Origin of the sequence: Rhizobium sp. rho-13.1 (assembly GCF_007000305.1) — a bacterium.
GTDB lineage: Bacteria > Pseudomonadota > Alphaproteobacteria > Rhizobiales > Rhizobiaceae > Rhizobium > Rhizobium rhododendri.
This window is the reverse complement of the sequence record NZ_SCFL01000016.1, coordinates 47,987-70,226: the sequence shown is the minus strand read 5'-3', so window position 1 is coordinate 70,226 and position 22,240 is coordinate 47,987. Positions and strand designations below refer to the sequence as shown.

25 protein-coding genes and 1 pseudogene are annotated in these 22,240 nt (G+C 60.6%); 9 read left to right on the top strand and 17 right to left on the bottom strand.

The genetic code is table 11. The features are described from left to right. Positions 1-2: 2 nt before the first annotated feature. Together accC and aat are read left to right on the top strand one after the other, a co-directional pair. The gene (accC, locus tag EQW76_RS24235; protein WP_202617106.1) at positions 3-1,355 is read left to right on the top strand and encodes an acetyl-CoA carboxylase biotin carboxylase subunit; all 1,353 of its coding nucleotides are present in this window, start codon (positions 3-5) and stop codon (positions 1,353-1,355) included. A gap of 3 nt (positions 1,356-1,358) precedes the next feature. Then, complete coding sequence (gene aat, locus EQW76_RS24230) at positions 1,359-1,973, top strand: leucyl/phenylalanyl-tRNA--protein transferase (protein ID WP_143123317.1); 615 nt, start codon at positions 1,359-1,361, stop codon at positions 1,971-1,973. A gap of 321 nt (positions 1,974-2,294) precedes the next feature. Here aat and EQW76_RS24225 read toward each other — a convergent pair whose 3' ends face one another. From EQW76_RS24225 to gatB, 5 genes are all read right to left on the bottom strand, one after another. Next, positions 2,295-2,732 carry a DUF2155 domain-containing protein gene (locus EQW76_RS24225; protein ID WP_142828979.1) on the bottom strand — a complete coding sequence of 146 codons (438 nt, stop codon included), beginning with the start codon at positions 2,730-2,732 and terminating at the stop codon, positions 2,295-2,297. A 108-nt stretch (positions 2,733-2,840) separates the two neighbouring features. Further along, entirely contained in the window at positions 2,841-3,239 is a 399-nt protein-coding gene (locus EQW76_RS24220; RefSeq protein WP_142828981.1) for an NADH:ubiquinone oxidoreductase subunit NDUFA12, read from the bottom strand. Between the two features lie 109 nt (positions 3,240-3,348). Beyond that, on the bottom strand, positions 3,349-3,810 hold the full coding sequence (locus tag EQW76_RS24215; RefSeq protein ID WP_143123316.1) for a GNAT family N-acetyltransferase: 462 nt from the start codon (positions 3,808-3,810) through the stop codon (positions 3,349-3,351). Between the two features lie 330 nt (positions 3,811-4,140). Next, complete coding sequence (locus EQW76_RS24210) at positions 4,141-4,644, bottom strand: GNAT family N-acetyltransferase (protein WP_142828985.1); 504 nt, start codon at positions 4,642-4,644, stop codon at positions 4,141-4,143. Positions 4,645-4,646: 2 nt separating this feature from the next. Continuing rightward, positions 4,647-6,152: an Asp-tRNA(Asn)/Glu-tRNA(Gln) amidotransferase subunit GatB gene (gatB, locus tag EQW76_RS24205; RefSeq protein ID WP_142828987.1), complete on the bottom strand. Its 1,506-nt coding sequence runs from the start codon at positions 6,150-6,152 to the stop codon at positions 4,647-4,649. 180 nt (positions 6,153-6,332) lie between these two features. On the opposite strand from gatB, the pseudogene EQW76_RS24200 reads away from it, so the two are divergent. Beyond that, a pseudogene (locus EQW76_RS24200) lies at positions 6,333-6,781 on the top strand (DUF1810 domain-containing protein). 14 nt (positions 6,782-6,795) lie between these two features. On the opposite strand, the gene EQW76_RS24195 reads toward EQW76_RS24200, so the two are convergent. The 6 genes from EQW76_RS24195 to EQW76_RS24170 all read right to left on the bottom strand — a co-directional run bounded on the left by EQW76_RS24195 (position 6,796) and on the right by EQW76_RS24170 (position 11,249). Further along, positions 6,796-7,305, bottom strand: coding sequence for a GNAT family N-acetyltransferase (locus EQW76_RS24195; RefSeq protein WP_142828989.1), 510 nt, complete (start codon positions 7,303-7,305; stop codon positions 6,796-6,798). A gap of 206 nt (positions 7,306-7,511) precedes the next feature. Further along, positions 7,512-7,745, bottom strand: a complete 234-nt coding sequence (locus EQW76_RS24190; RefSeq protein ID WP_142828990.1) for a hypothetical protein — start codon at positions 7,743-7,745, stop codon at positions 7,512-7,514. 227 nt (positions 7,746-7,972) lie between these two features. Next, on the bottom strand, positions 7,973-9,454 hold the full coding sequence (gene gatA, locus EQW76_RS24185; protein ID WP_142828992.1) for an Asp-tRNA(Asn)/Glu-tRNA(Gln) amidotransferase subunit GatA: 1,482 nt from the start codon (positions 9,452-9,454) through the stop codon (positions 7,973-7,975). Positions 9,455-9,515: 61 nt separating this feature from the next. Then, the gene (gatC, locus tag EQW76_RS24180) at positions 9,516-9,803 is read right to left on the bottom strand and encodes an Asp-tRNA(Asn)/Glu-tRNA(Gln) amidotransferase subunit GatC (protein ID WP_142828993.1); all 288 of its coding nucleotides are present in this window, start codon (positions 9,801-9,803) and stop codon (positions 9,516-9,518) included. Positions 9,804-9,945: 142 nt separating this feature from the next. Next, positions 9,946-10,470, bottom strand: coding sequence for a hypothetical protein (locus EQW76_RS24175; protein WP_143123315.1), 525 nt, complete (start codon positions 10,468-10,470; stop codon positions 9,946-9,948). A 68-nt stretch (positions 10,471-10,538) separates the two neighbouring features. Next, complete coding sequence (locus tag EQW76_RS24170; protein WP_142828997.1) at positions 10,539-11,249, bottom strand: metal-dependent hydrolase; 711 nt, start codon at positions 11,247-11,249, stop codon at positions 10,539-10,541. A 127-nt stretch (positions 11,250-11,376) separates the two neighbouring features. On the opposite strand from EQW76_RS24170, the gene ruvX reads away from it, so the two are divergent. After that, positions 11,377-11,871, top strand: a complete 495-nt coding sequence (gene ruvX, locus EQW76_RS24165) for a Holliday junction resolvase RuvX (RefSeq protein WP_142828999.1) — start codon at positions 11,377-11,379, stop codon at positions 11,869-11,871. Here ruvX and EQW76_RS24160 read toward each other — a convergent pair. The 5 genes from EQW76_RS24160 to EQW76_RS24145 form a co-directional block, all read right to left on the bottom strand. After that, complete coding sequence (locus EQW76_RS24160; protein ID WP_142829001.1) at positions 11,808-12,140, bottom strand: DUF6105 family protein; 333 nt, start codon at positions 12,138-12,140, stop codon at positions 11,808-11,810. The two genes, ruvX and EQW76_RS24160, sit on opposite strands and share 64 nt — an antisense overlap. Further along, the gene (locus EQW76_RS29470; RefSeq protein WP_202617107.1) at positions 12,137-12,307 is read right to left on the bottom strand and encodes a hypothetical protein; all 171 of its coding nucleotides are present in this window, start codon (positions 12,305-12,307) and stop codon (positions 12,137-12,139) included. The genes EQW76_RS24160 and EQW76_RS29470 overlap by 4 nt, the downstream gene beginning before the upstream one ends. Before the next feature lie 104 nt (positions 12,308-12,411). Continuing rightward, positions 12,412-13,074, bottom strand: a complete 663-nt coding sequence (locus EQW76_RS24155; RefSeq protein ID WP_142829003.1) for a TetR/AcrR family transcriptional regulator — start codon at positions 13,072-13,074, stop codon at positions 12,412-12,414. A gap of 580 nt (positions 13,075-13,654) precedes the next feature. Then, entirely contained in the window at positions 13,655-14,272 is a 618-nt protein-coding gene (locus EQW76_RS24150; RefSeq protein ID WP_143123314.1) for a GNAT family N-acetyltransferase, read from the bottom strand. A 39-nt stretch (positions 14,273-14,311) separates the two neighbouring features. Next, positions 14,312-15,970, bottom strand: a complete 1,659-nt coding sequence (locus tag EQW76_RS24145; protein ID WP_142829005.1) for an acyl-CoA dehydrogenase family protein — start codon at positions 15,968-15,970, stop codon at positions 14,312-14,314. A gap of 455 nt (positions 15,971-16,425) precedes the next feature. On the opposite strand from EQW76_RS24145, the gene EQW76_RS24140 reads away from it, so the two are divergent. From EQW76_RS24140 to dprA, 5 genes are all read left to right on the top strand, one after another. Beyond that, positions 16,426-17,556, top strand: coding sequence for a hypothetical protein (locus EQW76_RS24140; protein ID WP_142829007.1), 1,131 nt, complete (start codon positions 16,426-16,428; stop codon positions 17,554-17,556). A 221-nt stretch (positions 17,557-17,777) separates the two neighbouring features. Further along, on the top strand, positions 17,778-18,719 hold the full coding sequence (locus EQW76_RS24135) for an aspartate carbamoyltransferase catalytic subunit (RefSeq protein ID WP_142829008.1): 942 nt from the start codon (positions 17,778-17,780) through the stop codon (positions 18,717-18,719). Beyond that, positions 18,716-20,005 (top strand): dihydroorotase, encoded by a 1,290-nt coding sequence (locus tag EQW76_RS24130; protein ID WP_142829010.1) that lies wholly within the window; start codon positions 18,716-18,718, stop codon positions 20,003-20,005. The genes EQW76_RS24135 and EQW76_RS24130 overlap by 4 nt, the downstream gene beginning before the upstream one ends. A gap of 47 nt (positions 20,006-20,052) precedes the next feature. Beyond that, entirely contained in the window at positions 20,053-20,658 is a 606-nt protein-coding gene (plsY, locus tag EQW76_RS24125; protein ID WP_142829064.1) for a glycerol-3-phosphate 1-O-acyltransferase PlsY, read from the top strand. Positions 20,659-20,662: 4 nt separating this feature from the next. Further along, positions 20,663-21,814 (top strand): DNA-processing protein DprA, encoded by a 1,152-nt coding sequence (dprA, locus tag EQW76_RS24120; RefSeq protein WP_142829012.1) that lies wholly within the window; start codon positions 20,663-20,665, stop codon positions 21,812-21,814. Here the strand turns inward: dprA and EQW76_RS24115 are convergent. Continuing rightward, complete coding sequence (locus tag EQW76_RS24115; RefSeq protein ID WP_111220607.1) at positions 21,788-22,000, bottom strand: hypothetical protein; 213 nt, start codon at positions 21,998-22,000, stop codon at positions 21,788-21,790. The genes dprA and EQW76_RS24115 overlap by 27 nt on opposite strands. Positions 22,001-22,240 lie beyond the last annotated feature (240 nt).

Here is a 22,240-nt window from a genome sequence, read left to right as displayed (position 1 = left end):
CCATGCCCATGATTTCCAAGATCCTCATAGCCAATCGCGGCGAGATCGCCCTTCGCGTGCTGCGCGCCTGCAAGGAGCTCGGCATTCCGTGCGTTGCCGTTCACTCGACGGCCGATGCCGATGCGATGCATGTGCGGCTTGCCGACGAGAGCGTCTGCATCGGCCCCCCGCAGGCCCGCGATAGCTATCTCAACATCCACCAGATCGTTGCTGCCTGCGAGATCACCGGCGCAGATGCCGTGCATCCCGGCTACGGCTTCTTGTCAGAGAACGCCAAGTTCGCCGATATACTCGAGGCCCACGGCATCACCTTCATCGGGCCGACGGCCGAACATATCCGGCTGATGGGCGACAAGATCACCGCCAAGCTGACGGCTGTCGAACTCGGCATTCCGGTCGTTCCCGGCTCCGACGGCGAGGTCAAGACAGAAGCCGACGCCATCAAGACGGCTGCCGAAATCGGCTACCCCGTGCTGATCAAGGCAACGGCCGGCGGTGGCGGACGCGGCATGAAGCTGGCACACTCGCCGGATGATGTGCTCGAGGCCTGGTCGACGGCGCGCTCGGAATCGCTTGCTGCCTTTGGCAACGACGCCGTCTACATGGAAAAATACCTGACGACGCCGCGCCATATCGAAGTTCAGGTGTTCGGCGACGGCGAAGGCAACGCCATCCATCTCGGTGAGCGCGACTGCTCGCTGCAGCGGCGCCATCAGAAGGTCTGGGAAGAAGCCAATTCGCCGGCGCTCAATGTCGAGCAGCGGATGAAGATCGGCCAGATCTGCGCCGATGCCATGAAGAAGCTGAAATATCGCGGCGCCGGCACCATCGAGTTTCTCTATGAAAACGGCGAGTTCTATTTCATCGAAATGAACACCCGCCTGCAGGTCGAGCATCCCGTCACGGAAGCCATCACCGGCATCGATCTCGTGCACGAGCAGATCCGCGTTGCCTCCGGTGGCGGTCTTTCGGTGACGCAGGACGAGGTACATTTCCAGGGCCACGCCATCGAATGCCGGATCAACGCCGAGGACGCGCGCACCTTCGTGCCCTCGCCCGGCACGATCACGCATTTCCATGCGCCCGGCGGTCTTGGCGTGCGCATCGATTCCGGGGTGTATCAGGGCTACAAGATCCCGCCCTACTACGACAGCCTGATCGGCAAGCTGATCGTTCACGGCCGCACCCGTGTCGAATGCATGATGCGGCTTCGTCGTGCACTCGACGAATTCGTCGTCGACGGCATCAAAACCACCCTGCCGCTGTTCCAGGATCTGGTCTCCAACCAGGATATCGCCAATGGCGATTACGATATCCACTGGCTGGAGCACTACCTCGAAAAGCCGGTAGAGTAAGCAATGGCAGGCTCCCGCAGAAGATCGCAAGGGCTTACCCCCGAGATCCTTCTGCGGGCCTATTCCATCGGCCTTTTTCCGATGGCCGAATCGGCAGACGATCCGGAGATTTTCTGGGTCGAGCCTGAGATGCGTGGTATCCTGCCGCTCGACGGGTTCCACGTCTCCAAAAGTCTCGCCAAGACCGTCCGCAAATCCCCCTTCGACATCCGCTTCGATTACGATTTCGACGCCGTCATATCAGCCTGCGGCGAGGCCACGACCGGCCGGCCATCCACCTGGATCAATTCCACAATCCGCAACCTCTACTCCGCCCTCCACCGCGTCGGCCACACCCATTCGGTCGAAGCCTGGGACGGCAACCAGCTCGTCGGCGGCCTGTACGGCGTCTCGCTCGGCTCAGCGTTTTTTGGCGAAAGCATGTTTTCGCGCAGAACGGATGCCTCGAAGATCTGCCTGGTGCATCTCGTGGAGCGCCTGCGGGCCAAGGGGTTTACGCTGCTGGACACCCAGTTCACGACCGAGCATCTCAAGAGCTTCGGCGCCATCGATGTGCCGAAGGACGAGTATGCGGTGCTGTTGAAGGCGGCGATGGAAAGCCGCAATCTGGAATTCTGAGGCGTGAGCAGAATTTGCTGCCCAAGTTAGCGAAGAATCGGGAAGGCAAAGGCAATCGCAAGGCCGGAGAGCGCAATCCCACCCTCCCTCTTCCCTGTGCTCGTCACAGGGATCCAGTAAGCCCAAGTCCTTGGGCGTGTCCTACATCTTTTCTATCTGTGAAAGTCATACTACGTCGCAGACGCGACGTGCCTGGATTCCTGTGACGAGCACAGGAATGAGGGAGGCGGGGCGGCGACCAAGTAAGATGAGTAAACCGCGTTCTTGCTCATTGGGTACTGGATCCAGTGGTGACGTATCCATTGACCCATCAACACCACCCTAATTCGTCTTCGCCGCATCCGGTGGTGGGACGTCGGACTTTTGTTTACACTCTTTCAGCCAGACGTCGTAGATCGGGTGCTCGACGGCGTTGAGGCCGGGGCTGTCTGCGAACATCCAGCCGGTGAAGATGCGGCGGATGCGGCGGTCGAGCGTGATTTCGTCGACCTCGACGAATCCGTCGACCTTTTGCTGCTCGGCATCGTCGCGCGAATAGCAGGCTTTTGGCGTCACCTGAAGGGCACCGAATTGGACGGTTTCGTTCAAGTATACGTCAAATGTGGTGATACGGCCGGTGATCTTGTCGAGGCCTGAAAACACTGCGACAGGATTGGAGATACGGGCGGCTTCGGCCGGGGCGGATACTGCAATGGCGCCAAGGGCAAACATCGCTGCGGTCGCCGCACGCAAAGAAGCGCCTCGCGTGAAAAACGTCATATCCGCCAGTCTCCAGCGTGGTATCGGTCGGCAGAGCTCATGCGACGAGCAGCCGGTTTACAGCGCGTAAACGCCAAATGTGGCCAAAGCGCGGGTTGAACGATCCGATCAGTTGCCGGGCGTCCATGCGTCGTAGTCGCCGGTGACGCGCGGGCGCTCGCCGGCAACGGCAAGCGAGCCCGGCGGACGATAGGCCTGCGGCGTGCCCGTCAGGTTCTGCTTGTGAGCCTTCTGCCATTCCTTGGGGACGTAGGTCTCCTCCGACGGCGGAACGTCTGTGCGATGGTGCATCCAGCCGTGCCAGCCCGGCGGGATAGCCGAGGCCTCGGCATAGCCGTTGTAGACGACGTAGCGCTTGCGCAGGCCGTAGGACGACATGCCGCCTTCATAGTAGACGTTGCCGGCTTCATCCTCGCCGACGCGCTTGCCGAAGCGCCAGATCGCCAGCCGGGTGCCGACAGTCGCACCGTTCCACCAGGTGAAGGTCAGCAGCAGGAATTTCATCATTGTCTTTTCCTCGAGGCCCGGCGAACCGGCGCGGGCGGGAGCAGAATTCGATCCAAAGCTTATGCCGCCGGAAGAAAATATTGTCCAGCGATTCCAGCCGATCAGGCTGTCATTTAAGCGCCATCTTGAAGCCGAGATGGCTCGGCTTGAAGCCCAGCCGCTCGTAGAAGCGATGGGCATCCTTGCGGGTCGCGTTGGATGTCAGCTGCACCAGCCTTGCGCCACGACGCTTTGCGTCCGCGATACAGTGGTGGATCATCGCAGCACCGATCCCCTGCCCGCGCATGTCGTCGCGCGTCTGCACCGCCTCGATGATCATTGCCGACCCGCCCCGGCCCGTGAGCGAGGTGGTGAACATGGTCTGGAAGGTGCCGACGACTTCGCCGTTGCGCTCCGCGACATAAAGGGTCTGGTCGGGCGAGGCTGCGATTGTCCGGAAGGCTTCGAGATAAGCGGGGGACGCTTCCGCATCCAGCGTGTCGCCATGGCCGCCGAGCGGGTCGGCCGCAAACAGCGCGATCAGGGCGGGCAGGTCTGCCTCGCGGGCTTCGCGGATGGTCAGGCTGGTCATGGAGTTCTACCTTCGTGGCTGGCCATCTGGTGGCTGGTTCATGGCACCGTCTGCATCGTATTCATCTCGCCGAGACTGCAGCGAGTAACCCCCTCTGTCGGCTACGCCGACATCTCCCCCACAAGGGGGAGATCAGCCGCAACCGCCGGGTCGCCTGACCAAAGGGCAAAGAAACGTCACTGCCTTTGGGACAGGCGATGCATCTCCAGCCAATCTCCCCCCCTTGTGGGGGAGATGTCACGAAGTGACAGAGGGGGGCGAGCTTGCGCCGGATGAAATGATGCCGAGTCAGCCAGCAACGCGATGGAAAGCGGAGAGACATTCTGTCGATCAGTGGTTCGTCAAGGCGCGCTCTAACACCAGTGTCGGCAAGCCGGATTGCTTCGGGCCATCATTCTTGTTCCGACCAACTTCATCGAAGCCGAGGCTCTGGTAGAAGGCGATGGCCGGTGCATTTTCCGGCTCTACCTCGACACGCATCCGATCGGCATCGGGAAAACAGGTCTCGAGCTCTGCGAAGAGATCGCGACCGACACCCTGCCGCTGCGCCGAAGGCCTGACGTAGAGCATGTGCAGCACGGCGACCTTGGCCGTCTCCTCGGACAGGGCCGCGTAACCCATGCCGCCGAGCTCCTTGCCGTCATCGGCGACGACAAACTCGGAATCCTTCTTCTCCAGGCGCGTTTTCAGCGCTGCAGCCGAATGCCACGACGCATGGATCTCCTCGACCTTGGCTGCGCCGTAGAGATTGTCGTAGGTCGCGTGCCAGGTCTCGTTCAGCAGCGCGCGGACTTTGTCGAGGTCGCGGGCGCTGGCGGTGCGCACGAAGTACATGCCTACTCCTCAACGATGCCGAGCTTGGCCTTGACCAAAGCCTGCACGGCCTGCGGGTTCGCCTTGCCGCCGGTCGACTTCATCACCTGGCCGACGAACCAGCCGGCGAGTGTCGGCTTGGCCAGAACTTTGGCGACCTGATCCGGGTTGGCAGCGATGATCTCATCGACCGCCTTTTCGATGGCGCCGGTATCCGTCACCTGGCGCATGCCGCGGCTTTCGACGATCTCGGCCGGATCGCCACCCTCGTTGAGGATGATCTCGAAGACATCCTTGGCAATCTTGCCGGAGATGGCCTCGGACTTGATCAGGTCGAGGATGCCGCCGAGCTGGATTGCGGAAACCGGAGTCTCTTCAATGCTTTTACCGGTTCTGTTCAAGGCGCCTAACAAGTCGTTGATGACCCAGTTTGCGGCCATCTTGCCATCGCGGCCGGCGGCCAGTGCCTCGTAATAATCGGCAATCGCCTTCTCGGAGACCAGCACAGACGCGTCATAGACGGAGAGGCCGAGTTCGCGCACGAAGCGCTCCTTCTTGGCATCCGGCAACTCCGGCAGATCCTTGGCGAGTGCGGCGATGAAGGCATCGTCGAATTCCAGCGGCAAAAGGTCCGGATCGGGGAAATAGCGGTAGTCGTGCGCGTCTTCCTTGGAGCGCATCGAGCGGGTCTCACCCTTGGCGGGATCGAACAGCCGGGTTTCTTGGTCGATGGAGCCGCCATCTTCCAGAATGGCGATCTGGCGGCGGGCTTCGTATTCGATGGCCTGGCCGATGAAGCGGATGGAGTTGACGTTCTTGATCTCGCAGCGCGTGCCGAAATCGCCGCCGGGCTTGCGCACGGAAACGTTCACGTCGGCGCGCATCGAGCCCTCGTCCATGTTGCCGTCGCAGGTACCGAGATAGCGTACGATCGAGCGCAGCTTGGTCATGTAGGCCTTGGCTTCGTCGGACGAGCGCATGTCGGGCTTGGAGACGATCTCCATCAGCGCCACGCCGGAGCGGTTGAGGTCGACATAGGACATGGTGGCGTGCTGGTCGTGCATCGACTTGCCGGCGTCCTGCTCGAGGTGAAGGCGCTCGATTCCGATCTCGATATCCTCGAACTGGCCCTGGCGATCGGGGCCGAGCGAGATGACGATCTGGCCTTCGCCGACGATCGGGTCCTTGAACTGCGAGATCTGGTAGCCCTGCGGCAGGTCGGGATAGAAATAGTTCTTGCGGTCGAACAGCGAGCGCTTGTTGATCTGCGCCTTCAGGCCGAGGCCGGTGCGCACCGCCTGCTTGACGCATTCCTCGTTGATCACGGGGAGCATCCCGGGCATGGCGGCATCGACCAGCGATACGTTGGAATTGGCCGGTTTGCCGAACTCGGTGGAGGCGCCGGAGAACAGCTTGGACTTGGAGAGGACCTGCGCATGCACCTCCATGCCGATGACCACTTCCCAGTCGCCTGTGGCGCCGGGAATGAAGCGTTTCGGATCAGGCGTGCGGACGTCGACAAGGGTCATGGGATGCTCTTCAAAGGCTGGATTTCTTGTCTGTGAGGTAAAGGAAATGGCTTTGGCGTGCAAGGCTTTCGGGCGCTGCAGACGGCAATTGATCGACGCCAGCGCCCCTTGGCCGACCATTGCCTTGCCGGAACGCCGGAGCGCCCAAAATATAGGTGACGCGCACGCGGGAGAATGACGATGGCCGCTTCGACCGACCCCTATGACCTCGACAGGTTTGTCGAGGCGCAGGCTGGCATATACGAACAGGCGCTGGCGGAACTCCTGGCCGGTTCCAAGCGCTCGCACTGGAGGTGGTTCGTCTTTCCGCAGATAGCCGGGCTTGGTGCATCTTCAATGGCGCAGCGATATGCGATCCGCTCCAAGGAGGAAGCCTCGGCTTATATCTCCCACCCGCTGCTCGGGAAACGGTTGACGGCCTGCGTGCAGGCAATGCTCTCTGCCGGAGGTACGTCCGACGGCGGGCGCTCCGCCACGCCATTCTCGGTTCTCCCGACGATCTGAAATTCCGACCGAGCATGACGCTCTTCGCAGCTGTCAGCGGGCGCGATTCGCTTTTCCAGCGGGCACTCGATCGCTTCTTCGACGGGATCCCCGACGACCGGACGCTGGCCCTCATAGGAAGCTGAGACCTCGACCCCTTTCAGAAGCTGGTGCCGTAAAGGTCGCCGTCCGGCGGAAGCAGCGATTTAGACAGGCCGACGGTCGGCAGATCCCGGTCGAGGGAGGGCGAATAGACGACAGACAGCCAGTGGACGGTATAACCATGCGTCTTGAAGAAGCCGATAGCCTCGGCATTGCCGGAGTGGGTCTGCAGCGCTGCGGTGTCGAAGCCCTGAGCGGCAATATCGCTCTCGATCTGCGCCAGCAGGGCCGAACCCAGTCCCTGCCTGAGTTCGTCAGGGTCGATCCAGAAATCCGTGATGTTCTCGTCCAGCTTTTCACGCGCCGCCCAGCCGCAGGCAACCCCGTGATTTTCGACAACGGTGATCGTCAGCCAGGAGTCGCGGGTAAAATTCGAGAAGGAGTCCCTCGCGCCGTCCATCATGACGTCGCTGTCCCCAATCGCCGCCATGGCCTTCTGCCAGGCGCGAAGCCCGATGTTGGTCAGGATCTCCGTCTCGCCTTCATGGGCATTGCGAATGTGAATCATGAGCACCCCACGCGTTACTGACCCAGTAAAACATTTGATGACAGCTTTTGCCAGATGCTCAGCGAAGCTGGCTAAGAGACAGTCACGGTTTCCGTGGCTGTACACAACCGCTGGTCAGCGAGACCTTATTGAGCGGGAGAGCCTTTGGTGCCGCCAACGAGGCAAGGCCCGGATTGATGACTTTGGTTCCGGGCTTCTACGTCCGCTCAATCAGAACCCAAACCGGCAGGAAGTAAATCGAGATAGCCCAACAGGACGTAAACCAGCGCGAACACGATCACCACCATCAGCAGATAGCATGCAACCTCCAGCGCGACTTTGATCATATCGGTCGGCTTGGACGAGGTCCGTTGGTCGTGATGCCACTTTATGGCGAAGAACATACCCGTTCCCAACGCCAGAACTTTGAACGTAATGAATAATATAGGGACCCAATCCATGGCTTGAATATTTCCTGGCTATTGATCGACGCCCATGCCGATCTCCGAGGAAGTCAGACAGGTCATGGCGCGCGTGTACATGAAGGCACTTTGCCAGGATGCTCGAGGGCGTCCGTAAGCTCCGGCATGTGCGTAGCGCACCATACCGACGGGGTTTCAATTCATCTGTTGCGGACGAATGTCACATCGAGCCCGCGATCTCCGACCGCGAACCCGCATTCAGGCTCCTACCACCACTTGGCAGGCGTGAACTTGCCGGCTGCCTGCTCGATGACATGAGCGGTCTTGAACAGAGTTTCCTCGTCGAACGGCTTGCCGATGAGCTGCAGGCCGAGCGGCAGGCCCTTCGCGTCAAGACCGGCGGGGACGGCGATGCCTGGCAGGCCAGCCATATTGACCGTCACCGTGAAGATGTCGTTGAGGTACATCTTGACAGGATCGGCGGCCAGTTCCTCATCGGCAATGCCGAAGGCGGAGGACGGCGTGGCGGGCGTCAGGATGGCATCGACACCGGCATGGAAGGCAAGTTCGAAGTCGCGCTTGATCAGCGTGCGGACTTTTTGCGCCTGCAGGTAATAGGCATCGTAATAGCCGGCCGACAACACATAGGTGCCGATCATGATGCGGCGCTTGACCTCGGTGCCGAAGCCCGCAGCGCGGGTCTTCTCGTACATGTCGAGGATGTCCTTGCCGTCGACGCGCAAGCCGTAGCGGACGCCGTCATAGCGGGCAAGGTTCGACGAGGCTTCGGCCGGAGCGACGATGTAGTAGGCCGGTAGCGCGTATTTGGTATGCGGCAGCGAGATATCGACGATATCGGCGCCGGCATCCTTCAGCCAGGAAATGCCCTTCTGCCAAAGGGTCTCGATTTCGCCGGGCATACCCTCGACGCGGTATTCGCGCGGAATGCCGATCGTCATGCCCTTCAGCGACTGGCCGAGCGCTGCCTCATAGTCTGGGACGGGAAGATCAACCGATGTGGTGTCCTTGGCGTCGACAGATGCCATCGACTTCAGGAGGATGGCGGCATCGCGCACGTCCCGGGCAATCGGGCCGGCCTGGTCGAGCGACGAGGCGAAGGCGACGATACCCCAGCGCGAGCAGCGGCCGTAGGTCGGCTTTATACCAACGGTACCGGTGAAGGCGGCTGGCTGGCGGATCGAGCCGCCGGTGTCTGTGGCAGTGGCGCCGGCGCAGAGATGCGCCGCAACCGCGGCAGCAGACCCGCCGGAGGAGCCGCCGGGCACGAGCTGCTGGTTGGAGCCCGCAGCGCGCCAGGGGTTGATGACAGGGCCGTAATAGGAGCTTTCGTTCGACGAGCCCATGGCGAATTCGTCCATGTTCAATTTGCCGAGCATGACGGCGCCGTCGTTCCAGAGGTTCTGGATAACGGTCGATTCGTAACGCGGCTCGAAGCCGTCGAGGATGTGGCTGCACGCCTGGGTGTGGACGCCTTCCGTGCCGAACAGATCCTTGATGCCGAGCGGAATGCCTTCCAGCGCACCGGCCGAACCGGCGGCGATGCGAGCGTCGGAGGCCTTGGCCATGTCGAGCGCCTTGTCGGGCGTCACCTTGACATAGGCATTCAGCGCGCCATTGGCCGCGTCGATGGCCGCGACGTAGGCGGTCGCAAGCTCGGTCGCGGTGATCTCCTTGCCACGCAGCTTGTCGCGGGCTTCGGCAATGGTCAGGCTGGTCAGTTCGCTCATGATCGGTTCACTTCAGGTCTGGAAAGGCTGCGGTCGGATGGATCGGAACGGCGCGGATGGCCTATTCGACGACCTTCGGAACGAGGAAGAAATTGCGGTCGGTGAGCGGCGCATTGGCGACGACGTCGTCAGCCTTGCTGCCGTCAGTTACGGCGTCTTCGCGCTTCTTCATGGCCATCGGCGTGACCGAGGTCATCGGCTCGATGCCCGTCACATCAACCTCGGAGAGTTGCTCGACAAAGCCGAGGATGCCGTTCAGCTCGCCGACCATTCGGTTGGCTTCATCCTCGGTGACGGCGATACGGGCAAGGCGCGCAACGCGCTTGACGATGGCAAGATCGACGGACATGAAATTCTCCGGCTGGGATGTGTTTCCCACGCTATAAAGGCCATGTCCGTCGGGTGCAACTGCAGTATGTTTCGACAGGGTTATTTCTACAGAGAGAGTCCCTTTGTCTTGGGCGCTAATGTTACCCTAGTGACAGACTATATTATACGCTTTCCTGCTGGAAAATTTCATTACCAAGTAAATGATGAAGTAAATTGTCGAAATTTTTTAATGACGTAAATTTGTTACGTTTAATTGATCTATGCCCAGAGCGCTCAGCCTTGACTCCCTGCGCATTACCTTTGGTATGCTTGACGACATTCATTTCGCTTACATCGGGCAGCGGTTGGCCGGGTACATCGCCAAACCAACGAAACTCCCTGAAGTTTAAGGCGTCGTCTACTACGATCCAAATGACACAGCCACTCGGCTTTTCGGCCAGTCGAAGGTTCACTCCTACCTCCGCACGAGCACCATTCTCGATGCTGACCTTAAGCTGGATGTGCCGAGTTACATGTCTACATGTCAGGACCAAGTCGTAGCCGCCGGCATCAAATTCACTTTTAAGAATTTCGGCATCGACTATCTCTTTTTGCCAAAGAGACCTCAGAATCTCTCCCGCAAAGAGATGCTCAATAATGTTCTCCCGCAATGTGGAATGGATAGAGTGCTTGTCTTTTATTGCCATTACCTGTCTCCGATAGGCTGAACTATTTTCAACCTATCGGAGCATACAGTTTAACAACTGCAAGTAAATCAGAACGTAATTTCCTCACCGACCTTCGGCACGACGACCTTTGCGGATGCGCCTTCCATGGCGGTGACGAACTTTTCGGCTGTCGCATCGATGATCGGGAAGGTGCCGTAGTGGCAGGGGATCACCGACTTGAAGTTGAAGAATCGCTGGCAGGCAAGCGCAGCCACGGCACCGCCCATCGTGTAGCGGTCGCCGATCGGCACCAGACCGATTTCAGGCTGGTGCAATTCGTTGATCAGCGCCATGTCACCGAAGATATCGGTATCGCCCATGTGGTAGAGGGTCGGCGCGTCATCGAAATGCAGGACGAGGCCGTTCGGATTGCCGAGCGCGTGCGAAACGCCGTCTTCCGTTTGCTGGGCCGACGAATGCAGGGCGTTGGTGAAGGTCACGGTGAAGCCGTCGAAGTGGATCGTGCCGCCGGTGTTGCCGGATTCGATCTTCTCGACGCCTTTGCCGCTGAGCCAGGCTGCGAGATCGGCATTGGCGAGAACGGTCGCGCCGGTCTCCTTGGCAATCGCTGCCGTGTCGCCCACGTGATCGGCGTGGCCGTGTGTCAACAGGATATGGGTGACACCCTTGGACACGTCGGCAACCGTCAGGCCAGCTGCGGAGAAGGACTGGTTATAGCTCAGGAACGGGTCGATCAGGATCGTTGCCTTGGAAGTCTCGATGCGGAATGCGGCATGGCCGAGCCAGGTGACTTTCATGGGATAACTCCGTGAATTGAGGGATGCAAATTCGAACCTTGATGCTAAGGACACTAGCGACATAGCCCAAAAGGCAAAAAATGACAGTGATCCGCCGCTCAATTTCTTTTGACGAGACAATATCCCGATGACAGTCCTCACCATCGAAGAACTGGCGGAAACCCTGCTGCCGAATCAGGCGATTGCAGGCCTCGACCTCGGTACGAAGACCATTGGGCTGTCGATGTCGGATATCGGGCGAAGACTGGCGACGCCACGTCCGGTGCTGCGGCGGGTGAAGTTTACGCCCGATGCTGCAGCACTGCTGGCGTTTGCGGAGAAGGAAAAAGTAGCAGCGTTCATCATCGGCCTGCCAGTCAACATGGACGGCTCGCAGGGGCCGCGGGTCCAGGCGACCCGGTCTTTCGTGCGGGCCATGTCGGACAAGACCGCCCTGCCCTTCGTCTTCTGGGACGAGCGCCTGTCGACGGTCGCAGCAGAACGTCAGCTGATCGCCATGGATGTTTCAAGGGCAAAACGTGCCGAGCGCATCGATTCGGCAGCGGCCAGCTTCATTCTTCAGGGCGCGCTCGACAGGCTGTCTTCGCTGTCCCGCAATCGATCGCCGGATCTCGAGGCCTGACGCGCCTGCCACCAGGCTGCAATCAGCTTGCGCTTGCGAAAGCCGATCAGCGCGAAGACCACGAGACTATCGACGATAATAGCGCGCAGCACCAGCGGTGGGATCGATTCCGGGGGTAGTCCGAGGACTTTACCGTAGACCTGAAATGTCAGGTCGTGAACCTCGCGGGTGTACATGAATATGCCGAAACTGATGTCGTAGTAGGACAGCCAGTACCAGCTGCCGAGGAAGAAGATCGGCCCGCCCCAGAACAGCAGAAACCACTTCATGCGGCCTCTCCCCGATATCCGACGCCATCTCCGCTGCAAAGGACCAGCCCGCTCACCAGCGCCAATGAGCCCAGAATCACCGCAGGCACTGCAATATTGAGAGCCAGGACGGCGAAAAACATCATTGAAATCAGGAATAGAGCGGCTTTAGCCGGTTTTGCTGTCATGGCCACACTGGTTAACAATTGATGACCGCGCCACCTTGTGCCGTCAGCCGGCCTCCCGCAACGTAAACCATTCGTTAAGGTTAACGGCCTGTGGAGAACTTGTCTCAGCCGTAGACGGCGCGGACGATGCGCTTCAGGCCGGTGGCTGCCTTGTCCCAGTCCTTCTCGCTCCTCAGCGACAATCCCGCGCATTGGCCGCCGATGGCTGCCGAGAGCACCAGATGCTGGATGGCCGCGAGAATGATGGCGTTGACGGCAACCGCATCGACACCTTTGGGAGGCACAAGCGATCCGCGCATCCGGTCGATCCAGGCGGCCAGCGCCTTGGATCGCGCCTCGGACAATTTTCGCACTTGTTCCGTCTGCTCCGACACCTCCCAGGCGACGATGCGACGCATCAGCGGATCGGCGCGCAGTGCAGCCAGGAAAAGCAGCGCCAGCCGCTCCATCAAGTCGCCGTAGGTCAGCATGAACATGCCACCGCTGTCGTCGGGAATGCGATCCCTCACCCAGCTGCCAAGATCAGCACCGATAGCCTCGACCAGACCGTCGAGCCCGCCATAATAGCGGTAGATCAGTTGCTTGTCGCAGCCGGCGCGACGGGCCACGGCATTGATGCCGAACGCCTGGAAGCCGTGTTCGGCCAGGAGTGCCTTGGCGGATTCGAGGATATTGCGTTCGGTTGCAAGTCGGTTGCGCAGCGGCTTTACCGGCTCGGAGAGAAGCGCAACGGAGTTCTTCTCCAGAAAAAGGACCGAATCTGCCATATCGTTTTTGTCTGTGGTCATCGCCAGTGACTATCAGCCGGTCATTTCGCCGACAACGCAGGGCTTTTCAAAGGTTGTGGATAGCGCTGCACCAAGTAACACCGCCAGAGTAAAGCGTTGGATGAACTAAAGGCTGCTGCGCGAAAAGAGCATCACTATCCGCAAGTCAATCGATCTCATCATGGCACGTTCTGCGTAGAAGAGGGCCTGCGTAGAAGAGGGCCATAGCCTCAGACTGCTGACAAAGGTATTATCCGACAACTCTGCAGGTCACTCGGGAATTTGAGCCGGTTGCCAAACTCCCCTCATCCTCGCCCTCCCTCCTCCTCGCCCTTGTGGCGGGGATCCAGTCAGCTCAAGTCCCTGTGAGCTGAAAGAGTCGTTTGACCCGACAGACGTCGTGTCGCTGGCCCGGCAACAAGAGCGAGTATGAGGGAGAGTATGGTATCGATCTCGTCAAACACATTTCTTCAGGGTTGTCAGTAGTCTGCGGGATAGCCTTCTGCATCGTGATCGCGATTTCGATCCCATGCGGGACCATCTCGGCCTGAAAGTCGTGACGCACTGATTTTCATTGTAATCAAAGCCTACGCCCGAACCACACCGTGGTTTCGGAGAGCGGCGCTACGGGTGGGGATAATTGCGCAAATCCGCGCTTCGGCCAGAAGCGCGAGGCGCCGTGGTTGGCAGTATTGGTTCCCAAGTGGATGCCGCCGACGCCGGCCTGTCGGGCCATTGTGATCCAGCGGTCGAGGAGCGCTGTGCCTATTCCCTGTTGCTGCAGGCGCGGCAGAAGGTTCATGTGCACATGCGCCGGATAAGGTTCGATGAGGCTTTCGGGCGTATGGCGGAGGTGGTGGATCATGAAGCAGCGGCGCTCGTCGGCGTTCCATTGCGACGATGGGCCGCTCGGCTCCGGATAGATCGCGCGAAGACCAGGCCACCAGTCCTCTTCAAGCCTGTCCTCGAAGGCGGCCGTGTCGAACACGCCGAGGATATAGCCGCCGACACCCTCCTCGTCCTCGGCTACGAGCACGGTTTCCGGACTGAACTTCGCATAGGGGCCAACGTAGATATGCCCCATCAACCGACCATCGATGTAGAGGTGCCAGGCATCGCCGCCGGCATGGCCTGTCGCGAGCGAGATGGCGTAGAGGCTGTCGATATCGGAGGGACGAAAGCTGCGAAGCGTTACCACATGTCCCCCCTTGCGTTTCGATGCGCGCCGAACTCTCCGTCAGGTCGCGGGTGGATAGAGCAGGTCGACGATGTAGCTGGCGTCGAAACGGCTGTCGAGCATGCCGTAGGTCGAGCGCCAGCCGCCGGCCAGACGCGTTTCGATGAAGGCATCGGCGACTTTGCCGGCACCGAGCCGGTAGAGTTCGGCGGCGGCGGCAGCCAAGGCGAGCTGCTCGATCAGCAGCCGGGCAGCGCCCTCGTCGCGCTCGCAGAGCGCCATGGCGGCACGCAGCACGGCGATGGTCTTCTTGCCGGCCGGACCGAGATCGCGGGCAAGTCCGGCGAATACCGTTTCAAACAGGTCTCGACCACGGTTGAGAACGCGCAGAAGATCGAGCGCCATGACATTGCCGGAGCCTTCCCAGATGGCGTTGACCGGCGCCTCGCGGTAGTGGCGAGCAATGGGGCGTTCCTCGATATAGCCGCTGCCGCCGATGCATTCCATCGCCTCGTAGATCAGCGCCGGGGCGATCTTGCAGCACCAGTATTTGGCAACCGGCGTCATCACCCGGGCGTAGGCTGCGTCGTCAGCGCTGTCGCGGGCCTTGTCGAAGGCTTCGGCCAGACGGAACGAAAGGGCAGTCGCACCGGCGACGTCGAGCGCCATGTCTGCGAGCACGCGCGTCATGATCGGTTGGCTCACCAGCGGCTTGCCGAACACGCTGCGACCGCGCGCGTGGTGCACCGCTTCGGCGAGCGACGCGCGCATGATGCCCGACGACGCCAGCGCACAATCGAGCCGCGTCAGGGTCACCATGTCGAGAATCGTCCGGACGCCGCCATCGGGAGTGCCGAGCAGGAAGCCGAACGTATCGGTGAATTCAACTTCGGCGGACGCATTCGAGCGGTTGCCGATCTTGTCCTTCAGGCGCTGGAAATGCAGCCCGTTGGCCGAGCCGTCCTCGAGCAGCCGTGGCACCAGGAAGCAGCCCAGCCCGTCGCCCGTCTGGGCGAGCATGACGAAGGCATCGCTCATCGGCGCCGACAGGAACCATTTGTGGCCGGAGAGCCGATAGATGCCCTCCCCCACCCGCTCGGCCGACGTGACATTGGCGCGCACATCCGTGCCGCCCTGCTTTTCCGTCATACCCATGCCGATGGTGACGGCGGATTTCTGCATGGCCGGCTTGTTGGTGGAATCATATTTCCGCGACAGGATTTTTGGCGCCCAGTCCTTCTGGACCGCAGGGGCTGCCATCATCGCCGCCACCGAGGCGCTGGTCATCGTCAGCGGGCAGAGATGGCCGCATTCGAGCTGCGCTGTCAGGTAGAAGCGCGCGGCTCGTACCTTGTGCGCCTGGTCCTTGGCCTCGACATCCGCCTGCGGATCCCAGATCGAGGAATGAAGCCCCGCCGACATCGAGCGGCGCATCAGCGCATGCCAGGCCGGATGGAACTCGACGATATCCAGCCGTTCGCCGCGCGGCCCGTGCGTCTTCAGCTGCGGCACGCCCTGGTTTGCCATCCGTGCCAATTCCTGCGCTTCATGCGACGTCACGAAACGCCCCATCTGCTCGAGGTCTTCGCGAATGCTGCGCGGCAGATTGGCCGTCAGGTCAACGATCAGCGGATCGGAACGGTAGGCATTGATGCCGGACCAAAGGCTCGGCTGGTTCAGATCGGTCAACGGGTCTTCGTTCCGGGGCGCTTGGGTCATGATTCGCTTCTAGCCGAAGTCACCTATGGTGGAAACGTCCAGGCAAAAGATTCATGGCGATGTACACAGTGGGGCTGGCTTATTCGCGCTGGATGCTGCGAAGCTTCAGACGAAAGGTCGTCGCATTCCCACACGGAGCAGTTGGTCTTGGCCTCCGCCAGCGGGATGGCAACCGCCATGTCTGCGTATGCCCGTGAAACTGGAGGCGACCGCCAAGTACTTCTGGGTAGCTGTAGTGCCATCGTATCCCATACTAGGCCCCGAAACGCTCTAATGATACTTTGTTCAATATGCTGGAGGATTTGAACCAGTTTCGTGTGCTACCACCTCCTGAAGCCGTTTCTGAAATACGACTTTACTTTGGATCGACAACAGTCAGCCAAGCCCTCACCGTTTTGTGCGCAGCGTTGGGACGACAACCAGATGTAATTTTTTGACTAATGAAGGGATGCCGGGTGATCCTACTGAAGCCAACCTACTTGGCGCTCGACACGTCACATTTAACGCAATGGCAGCGTGACAAGTCTTCGACCGATGCAGTAGCACGCCGCCATTCGGAGGAATTTTCGTCGTGGCTAGAGGATTCCGGCACGATCCCTATGGTGACGCTCCATCATCTAGAAGAGCTTTGCGCTATCGATGATGAAGTTTTGGTGCGATCGCGCCTGCGCTTCCTTCATGCACTGCCTCTCGTTGCCTGGATTGCGACGTCATCCGTGCAGGGTGATATTGGCGGCATAACCTCGATATTAGGTGCAGAGGCCCTGTCCGCCTACCACAATCCAGGCGATGACCTCGCCACATTGCGTTCGCGTGTCACCAGTTCCATCATTCGCGTAGGCACCGGCGAAGACATGCTCGGCTCTGACCCAGACGTTTGGCTCGCATTGCGGAAGCTTTTTCTTGCTCGTTCTCACAAGGCCCGCAGCCACGTCGCTATCACACACTCGACGGCGGTCGATCTAAGATCAAAACCCATGTCGGAATTACTGGGCGGCCGGATCCGTTCGAAGGTGTCCATGAGTCGCCAATTGGATGTGATTCGAGGCAGTCTGGCGATGGATATCAGAAAATATGGTGACGGAAGGATCTCCGATCCCAACGATATTGCTGGCGGGTTCATGGAAAAAGTCGCGGATGAGATCGAGCATTTGCCATTGAAGGCTGCGGATCTTGTGTGGCAATCTCTCGCATACTTTGAAATAGAGCCTTCAGACGTCGACGTTACCGCTACCCTTGGCGAGGTGCTCGACCATGGGCAGTTTCTAAAACAGATGAAGATTTGCACTGAGGGGATGGGCATTCCGTTCCCTGAACTGAAACGCTCGGTCAAGATGGATCGGTTGCCATCGTGGATCATCTCGTCAAACTTGCGCAAACATGCCGCCACGCTTAACGAACGCAAAGGCAGCGAACTCAACGATGGCTATCTGGCGTGCCTTGCGCCCTATGCCGACGTTACAATGGTCGACAAACGGACATTTGAGAGTTTTCGACAGGCCAAACGTGCAAATCCGCGCATGGCCGCTATCTGTAATCGGATTGAGCGCGCTCCGACCTATCGAGTCATTCCCAAACTCATCTAGCCTGAAGCAATACGTCGGCCATTGGACATTGGCGGACGGGGATATTGCGCAAGCCATTCTCTTCCGCCCGACCCAAGCGGGTACGCATAGATCCCGAGTTGCCAAGGAACACCATAAACATGTTGCCGAAGTCGCCCCGCCCGGCCTGAACTCTCCGAACCGCCTTGCCCCCTCGCCGCGCGCTCATTATAGAGCCCCTGACGACATCCGAGGGCGCCCGCATGGTCTTTTTTCCCCACCGCCACCTTATCGGCATCAAAGGTCTCAAAGAGCAGGATATCACCTATCTGCTCGACAAGGCGGACGAGGCGGTGAAGATCAGCCGGCAGCGCGAGAAGAAGACGTCGACGCTGCGCGGGCTGACGCAGATCAACCTTTTCTTTGAAGCCTCGACGCGGACGCAGGCGTCGTTCGAACTCGCCGGCAAGCGGCTTGGCGCCGACGTCATGAACATGTCGGTCGGCAATTCCTCGGTGAAGAAGGGCGAAACCCTCATCGACACGGCGATGACGCTGAATGCCATGCGGCCGGACGTGCTGATCATCCGCCATTCGAGCGCCGGCGCTGCCGCATTGTTGGCTCAAAAAGTCTCCTGCGCCGTCGTCAATGCCGGCGATGGCCAGCACGAGCATCCGACCCAGGCGCTGCTGGACGCGCTGACCATCCGCCGTGCCAAGGGCAAGCTGTCGCGGATCATCGTTGCTATCTGCGGCGACGTCCTGCATTCGCGCGTCGCCCGCTCCAACATATTGCTGCTCAACGCCATGGGCGCCCGGGTGCGCGTCGTGGCGCCGGCGACGCTGCTGCCGACCGGGATGGCCGAGATGGGCGTGGAAATCTGCCACTCGATGAAGGAAGGCTTGAAGGATGCAGACGTGGTGATGATGCTGCGCTTGCAGCGCGAGCGCATGTCCGGCGCCTTCGTGCCTTCGGTGCGCGAGTATTTCCATTTCTACGGGCTCGATGCCGAGACGCTGAAAGCCGCCAAGGAGGATGCGCTTGTGATGCATCCGGGGCCGATGAACCGTGGCGTCGAAATCGCCTCCGAGGTGGCCGACGGCCCGCAGAGCGTCATTGCCGAACAGGTGGAAATGGGGGTCGCCGTCAGGATGGCCGTGATGGAAACGCTGCTTGTCTCGCAGAACCAGGGGCCGCGCGCATGAACACCATCGTCCTCACCAACGTCCGCATCATCGACCCCTCACGCCAGCTCGACGAGACCGGCACCGTTATCGTCGAGAACGGCGTCATCGTTGCATCCGGCAAGCAAGCCGATGGCCTGCCGTTTCCGGCGGGCGCCACCGTGCGCGATTGCGCCGGGCTGATAGCGGTGCCCGGCCTCGTGGATGCCCGCGTGCATGTCGGCGAACCCGGCAGCGAGTACCGCGAGACGATTGCCTCGGCCAGCCGCGCTGCAGCAGCCGGCGGCATAACCTCCTTTATCATGATGCCGGATACCGATCCCGTCATAGACGACATCGCGCTGGTCGAATTCGTCAAGAAAACGGCGCGCGACAAGGCGGTCGTGAATGTCTATCCCGCCGCTGCCCTTACCAAGGGGCTGGCCGGCACTGAAATGACCGAGATCGGCCTGTTGAGGGAAGCCGGCGCCGTGGCCTTTACAGATGGCCATGCCAGCATCCACGACGCGCAGGTGCTGCGCCGGGTTATGACCTACGGCCGCGAGTTCGGCGCCGTCATTGCTTCCGTGCCGCGCGACGAACATCTCGGCGCAGAGGGCGTCATGAACGAAGGCCTGTTCGCCAGCTGGCTCGGCCTGTCGGGTATTCCGAAGGAAGCAGAGATCATCCCGCTCGAGCGCGACCTCCGGATCGCGGCACTGACCCGCAGCAACTACCACGCCGCGATGATTTCGGTGCCTGAGTCGGCCGAGGCGATCAGGAGCGCCCGGAAACGCGGCGCCAAGGTCACCTGCGGCATCTCAATCAACAATCTGGCGCTGAACGAGAACGACATCGGCGAATACCGTACGTTCTTCAAGCTCTATCCGCCGCTCAGACCCGAAGACGACCGGATGGCTATGATCGAAGCGCTCGCCGATGGCACGATCGACATCATCGTCTCCTCGCACGATCCGCAGGATGTCGACACCAAGCGGCTGCCTTTCGCTGAGGCGGCGGACGGCGCCATCGGGCTGGAAACCATGCTGGCCGCGGCCCTGCGCCTCCACCACAGCGGCCAGGTCAGCCTGATGCGGCTGATCGATGCTCTCTCGACGCGACCGGCCCAGATCTTCGGGCTCGATGCCGGCACGCTCCAGCCGGGCGCGAAAGCCGATATCACGCTGATCGATATCGACGAGCCTTGGCTTGTCGCCAAGGACATGCTTCTGTCGCGCTCGAAGAATACACCGTTCGAGGATGCCCGGTTCAGCGGCCGGGCGGTAGCGACCTATGTGGGGGGCGCATTGGTCTATTCGCTGAACTGAAAACGGATGGAAATGCCGGACTATAGGGGGACGATTTGAACGACATCATGAACTGGCAGATCACCGTGCCGCTAGCGCTGGCAGCCCTTGCTATCGGCTATTTGCTGGGCTCCATCCCCTTTGGACTGGTGTTGACCCGCATGGCCGGGCTCGGCGATGTCAGGTCAATCGGCTCCGGCAGCATCGGGGCAACCAATGTGCTGCGCACCGGCAGCAAAAAGCTCGCAGTCGCAACGATGCTGCTCGATGCCCTCAAAGGCACCCTCGCCGCATTTGTCTGCACGCGGCTTTTTGGCGCAGAGGCCGGTCTGCTGGCGGGCTTTGCTGCGTTCATCGGCCATATCTTTCCGGTCTGGATCGGCTTCAGGGGCGGCAAGGGTGTGGCAACCTATATCGGTATCCTGCTGGCGCTGGCGCCGGTTATGGTGCTGCTGTTTGCGGTCGTCTGGCTCACTTGCGCCTTCCTCAGCCGGTACTCGTCGCTGTCCGCACTGGTTGCAACACTTGTTATTCCGGTTGCGCTGTGGATAGTGGGACCCGACAAGATTGCTGCGGCGATGACGCTGATGAGCCTCATCTGCTGGTGGAAACACAAGGCCAACATCGCCAGGCTGACTGCAGGGACGGAAAGCAAGATCGGATCCAAGGGGTAGGTTCATGGCCACGGACAGCGCAAGACGGTCTGGGATTGCGCTGACGGAAAAACAACGGATTGCCTGGCTCAGGCTGATCCGCTCCGACAATGTCGGGCCTGCCACCTTCCGCGACCTCATCAACCACTTCGGCTCGGCCGAAACCGCGCTCGCGATGCTGCCGGAATTGTCGCAGCGCGGCGGCGCAACGCGGGCTATCCGCATCTGCAGCGAAAGCGATGCCCTGCGCGAACTGGAGATTGCCGAGCGCTTCGGAGCGCGCTTCATCGGCATCGGCGAACCCGACTATCCTCCGGCGCTGCGGCAGATCGACGGTGCTCCGCCGCTGCTGGCGGCCAAGGGCAATCTTGCCACGGGCACGAAGCCCGTGGTCGGTGTCGTCGGCTCGCGCAATGCCTCGATCAGCGGCGCCAAGTTCGCGGCAATGATCGCGCGGGACTGCGGTCGTGCCGGCTATGCGGTGATCTCTGGGCTGGCGCGCGGCATCGATACGGCAGCCCATCGGGCCAGTATCGAGACCGGCACCATCGCGGCACTGGCCGGAGGACTGGACCAGCCCTACCCGCCCGAAAACGTCGGATTGCTCAATGAAATCTGGAACGGCGATGGCATGGCGCTGAGCGAGATGCCATTCGGCTGGGAGCCGAGGGCCCGCGACTTCCCCCGTCGCAATCGACTTATCGCTGGGGCCGCGCTGGGTCTGGTGGTCGTCGAGGCGGCGACACGCTCCGGCTCGTTGATCACGGCGCGGCTTGCCGGGGAATTCGGGCGGCTGGTGTTTGCCGTGCCCGGCTCGCCGCTCGATCCGCGCTGTCAGGGAACGAACGGCTTGCTGAAGGATGGCGCAATGATCGCGACCAGCCCCGGCGATATCATCGAGGCGCTGGCGCCGCTGTCGGAGATCGACCTGTTCTCGACGCCGATGGCGGAGGAGCCTGGCGAAGATCCCGGCAAGCCGATGCTCCTGCCGCCCGATGACAACGACCGCGCCCGCATCGTCGATTCGCTCGGGCCCACGCCGGTCGAGATCGACGACATCATCCGCCACACGGTGCTGGCGGCGGCATCGGTCTACCTGGTCCTGATCGAACTCGATCTCGCCGGACGGTTGCATCGACACCCCGGCGGGCTAGTGTCGCTCGCCATGCTGGATTGATGCGAGGGGTCGATGGCCGGCCTGGAGGTCGCCGGCCTCGACGTAGGCCATCTCCAGAAGGTAGCACAGAAGATCGGCACGTTCCCTTTCTGCCACCTGCCGCAACTCGCCCAACATCTGGCGGATGAATGCAAAGCTTTCCATGGAGGTCTGCCCTCCCTTATTTTTCACAGGTTTGGACGTCATTTCGTCTTCCCGTCGCAAGGGTGTATCACTGCATGGACTGTCGTTATCTCTGCATATCAAAGACGATAAAGCATTTATCTATAATTGCAATACGTTTAATATCTCGTAAAAGTTGCGTCACGTTGCAGGCGGCAAAAATGCACCGTCCCTCTTGACCGCAGCGATTTCACTGTCCATGTCGAGGGGCCGGGAAGTGAAGATTGCCCGGACACCCGCCTGTTTCTCCTCAGCGCGACCTCC

Coding starts and splice junctions, on each gene's coding strand:
- accC (WP_202617106.1), top strand. CDS start 3: ATGCCCATGATTTCCAAGATCCTCATAGCCAATCGCGGCGAGATCGCC.
- aat (WP_143123317.1), top strand. CDS start 1,359: ATGGCAGGCTCCCGCAGAAGATCGCAAGGGCTTACCCCCGAGATCCTT.
- EQW76_RS24225 (WP_142828979.1), bottom strand. CDS start 2,732: ATGACGTTTTTCACGCGAGGCGCTTCTTTGCGTGCGGCGACCGCAGCG.
- EQW76_RS24220 (WP_142828981.1), bottom strand. CDS start 3,239: ATGATGAAATTCCTGCTGCTGACCTTCACCTGGTGGAACGGTGCGACT.
- EQW76_RS24215 (WP_143123316.1), bottom strand. CDS start 3,810: ATGACCAGCCTGACCATCCGCGAAGCCCGCGAGGCAGACCTGCCCGCC.
- EQW76_RS24210 (WP_142828985.1), bottom strand. CDS start 4,644: ATGTACTTCGTGCGCACCGCCAGCGCCCGCGACCTCGACAAAGTCCGC.
- gatB (WP_142828987.1), bottom strand. CDS start 6,152: ATGACCCTTGTCGACGTCCGCACGCCTGATCCGAAACGCTTCATTCCC.
- EQW76_RS24195 (WP_142828989.1), bottom strand. CDS start 7,305: ATGATTCACATTCGCAATGCCCATGAAGGCGAGACGGAGATCCTGACC.
- EQW76_RS24190 (WP_142828990.1), bottom strand. CDS start 7,745: ATGGATTGGGTCCCTATATTATTCATTACGTTCAAAGTTCTGGCGTTG.
- gatA (WP_142828992.1), bottom strand. CDS start 9,454: ATGAGCGAACTGACCAGCCTGACCATTGCCGAAGCCCGCGACAAGCTG.
- gatC (WP_142828993.1), bottom strand. CDS start 9,803: ATGTCCGTCGATCTTGCCATCGTCAAGCGCGTTGCGCGCCTTGCCCGT.
- EQW76_RS24175 (WP_143123315.1), bottom strand. CDS start 10,470: ATGGCAATAAAAGACAAGCACTCTATCCATTCCACATTGCGGGAGAAC.
- EQW76_RS24170 (WP_142828997.1), bottom strand. CDS start 11,249: ATGAAAGTCACCTGGCTCGGCCATGCCGCATTCCGCATCGAGACTTCC.
- ruvX (WP_142828999.1), top strand. CDS start 11,377: ATGACAGTCCTCACCATCGAAGAACTGGCGGAAACCCTGCTGCCGAAT.
- EQW76_RS24160 (WP_142829001.1), bottom strand. CDS start 12,140: ATGAAGTGGTTTCTGCTGTTCTGGGGCGGGCCGATCTTCTTCCTCGGC.
- EQW76_RS29470 (WP_202617107.1), bottom strand. CDS start 12,307: ATGACAGCAAAACCGGCTAAAGCCGCTCTATTCCTGATTTCAATGATG.
- EQW76_RS24155 (WP_142829003.1), bottom strand. CDS start 13,074: ATGGCAGATTCGGTCCTTTTTCTGGAGAAGAACTCCGTTGCGCTTCTC.
- EQW76_RS24145 (WP_142829005.1), bottom strand. CDS start 15,970: ATGACCCAAGCGCCCCGGAACGAAGACCCGTTGACCGATCTGAACCAG.
- EQW76_RS24135 (WP_142829008.1), top strand. CDS start 17,778: ATGGTCTTTTTTCCCCACCGCCACCTTATCGGCATCAAAGGTCTCAAA.
- EQW76_RS24130 (WP_142829010.1), top strand. CDS start 18,716: ATGAACACCATCGTCCTCACCAACGTCCGCATCATCGACCCCTCACGC.
- plsY (WP_142829064.1), top strand. CDS start 20,053: ATGAACTGGCAGATCACCGTGCCGCTAGCGCTGGCAGCCCTTGCTATC.
- dprA (WP_142829012.1), top strand. CDS start 20,663: ATGGCCACGGACAGCGCAAGACGGTCTGGGATTGCGCTGACGGAAAAA.
- EQW76_RS24115 (WP_111220607.1), bottom strand. CDS start 22,000: ATGACGTCCAAACCTGTGAAAAATAAGGGAGGGCAGACCTCCATGGAA.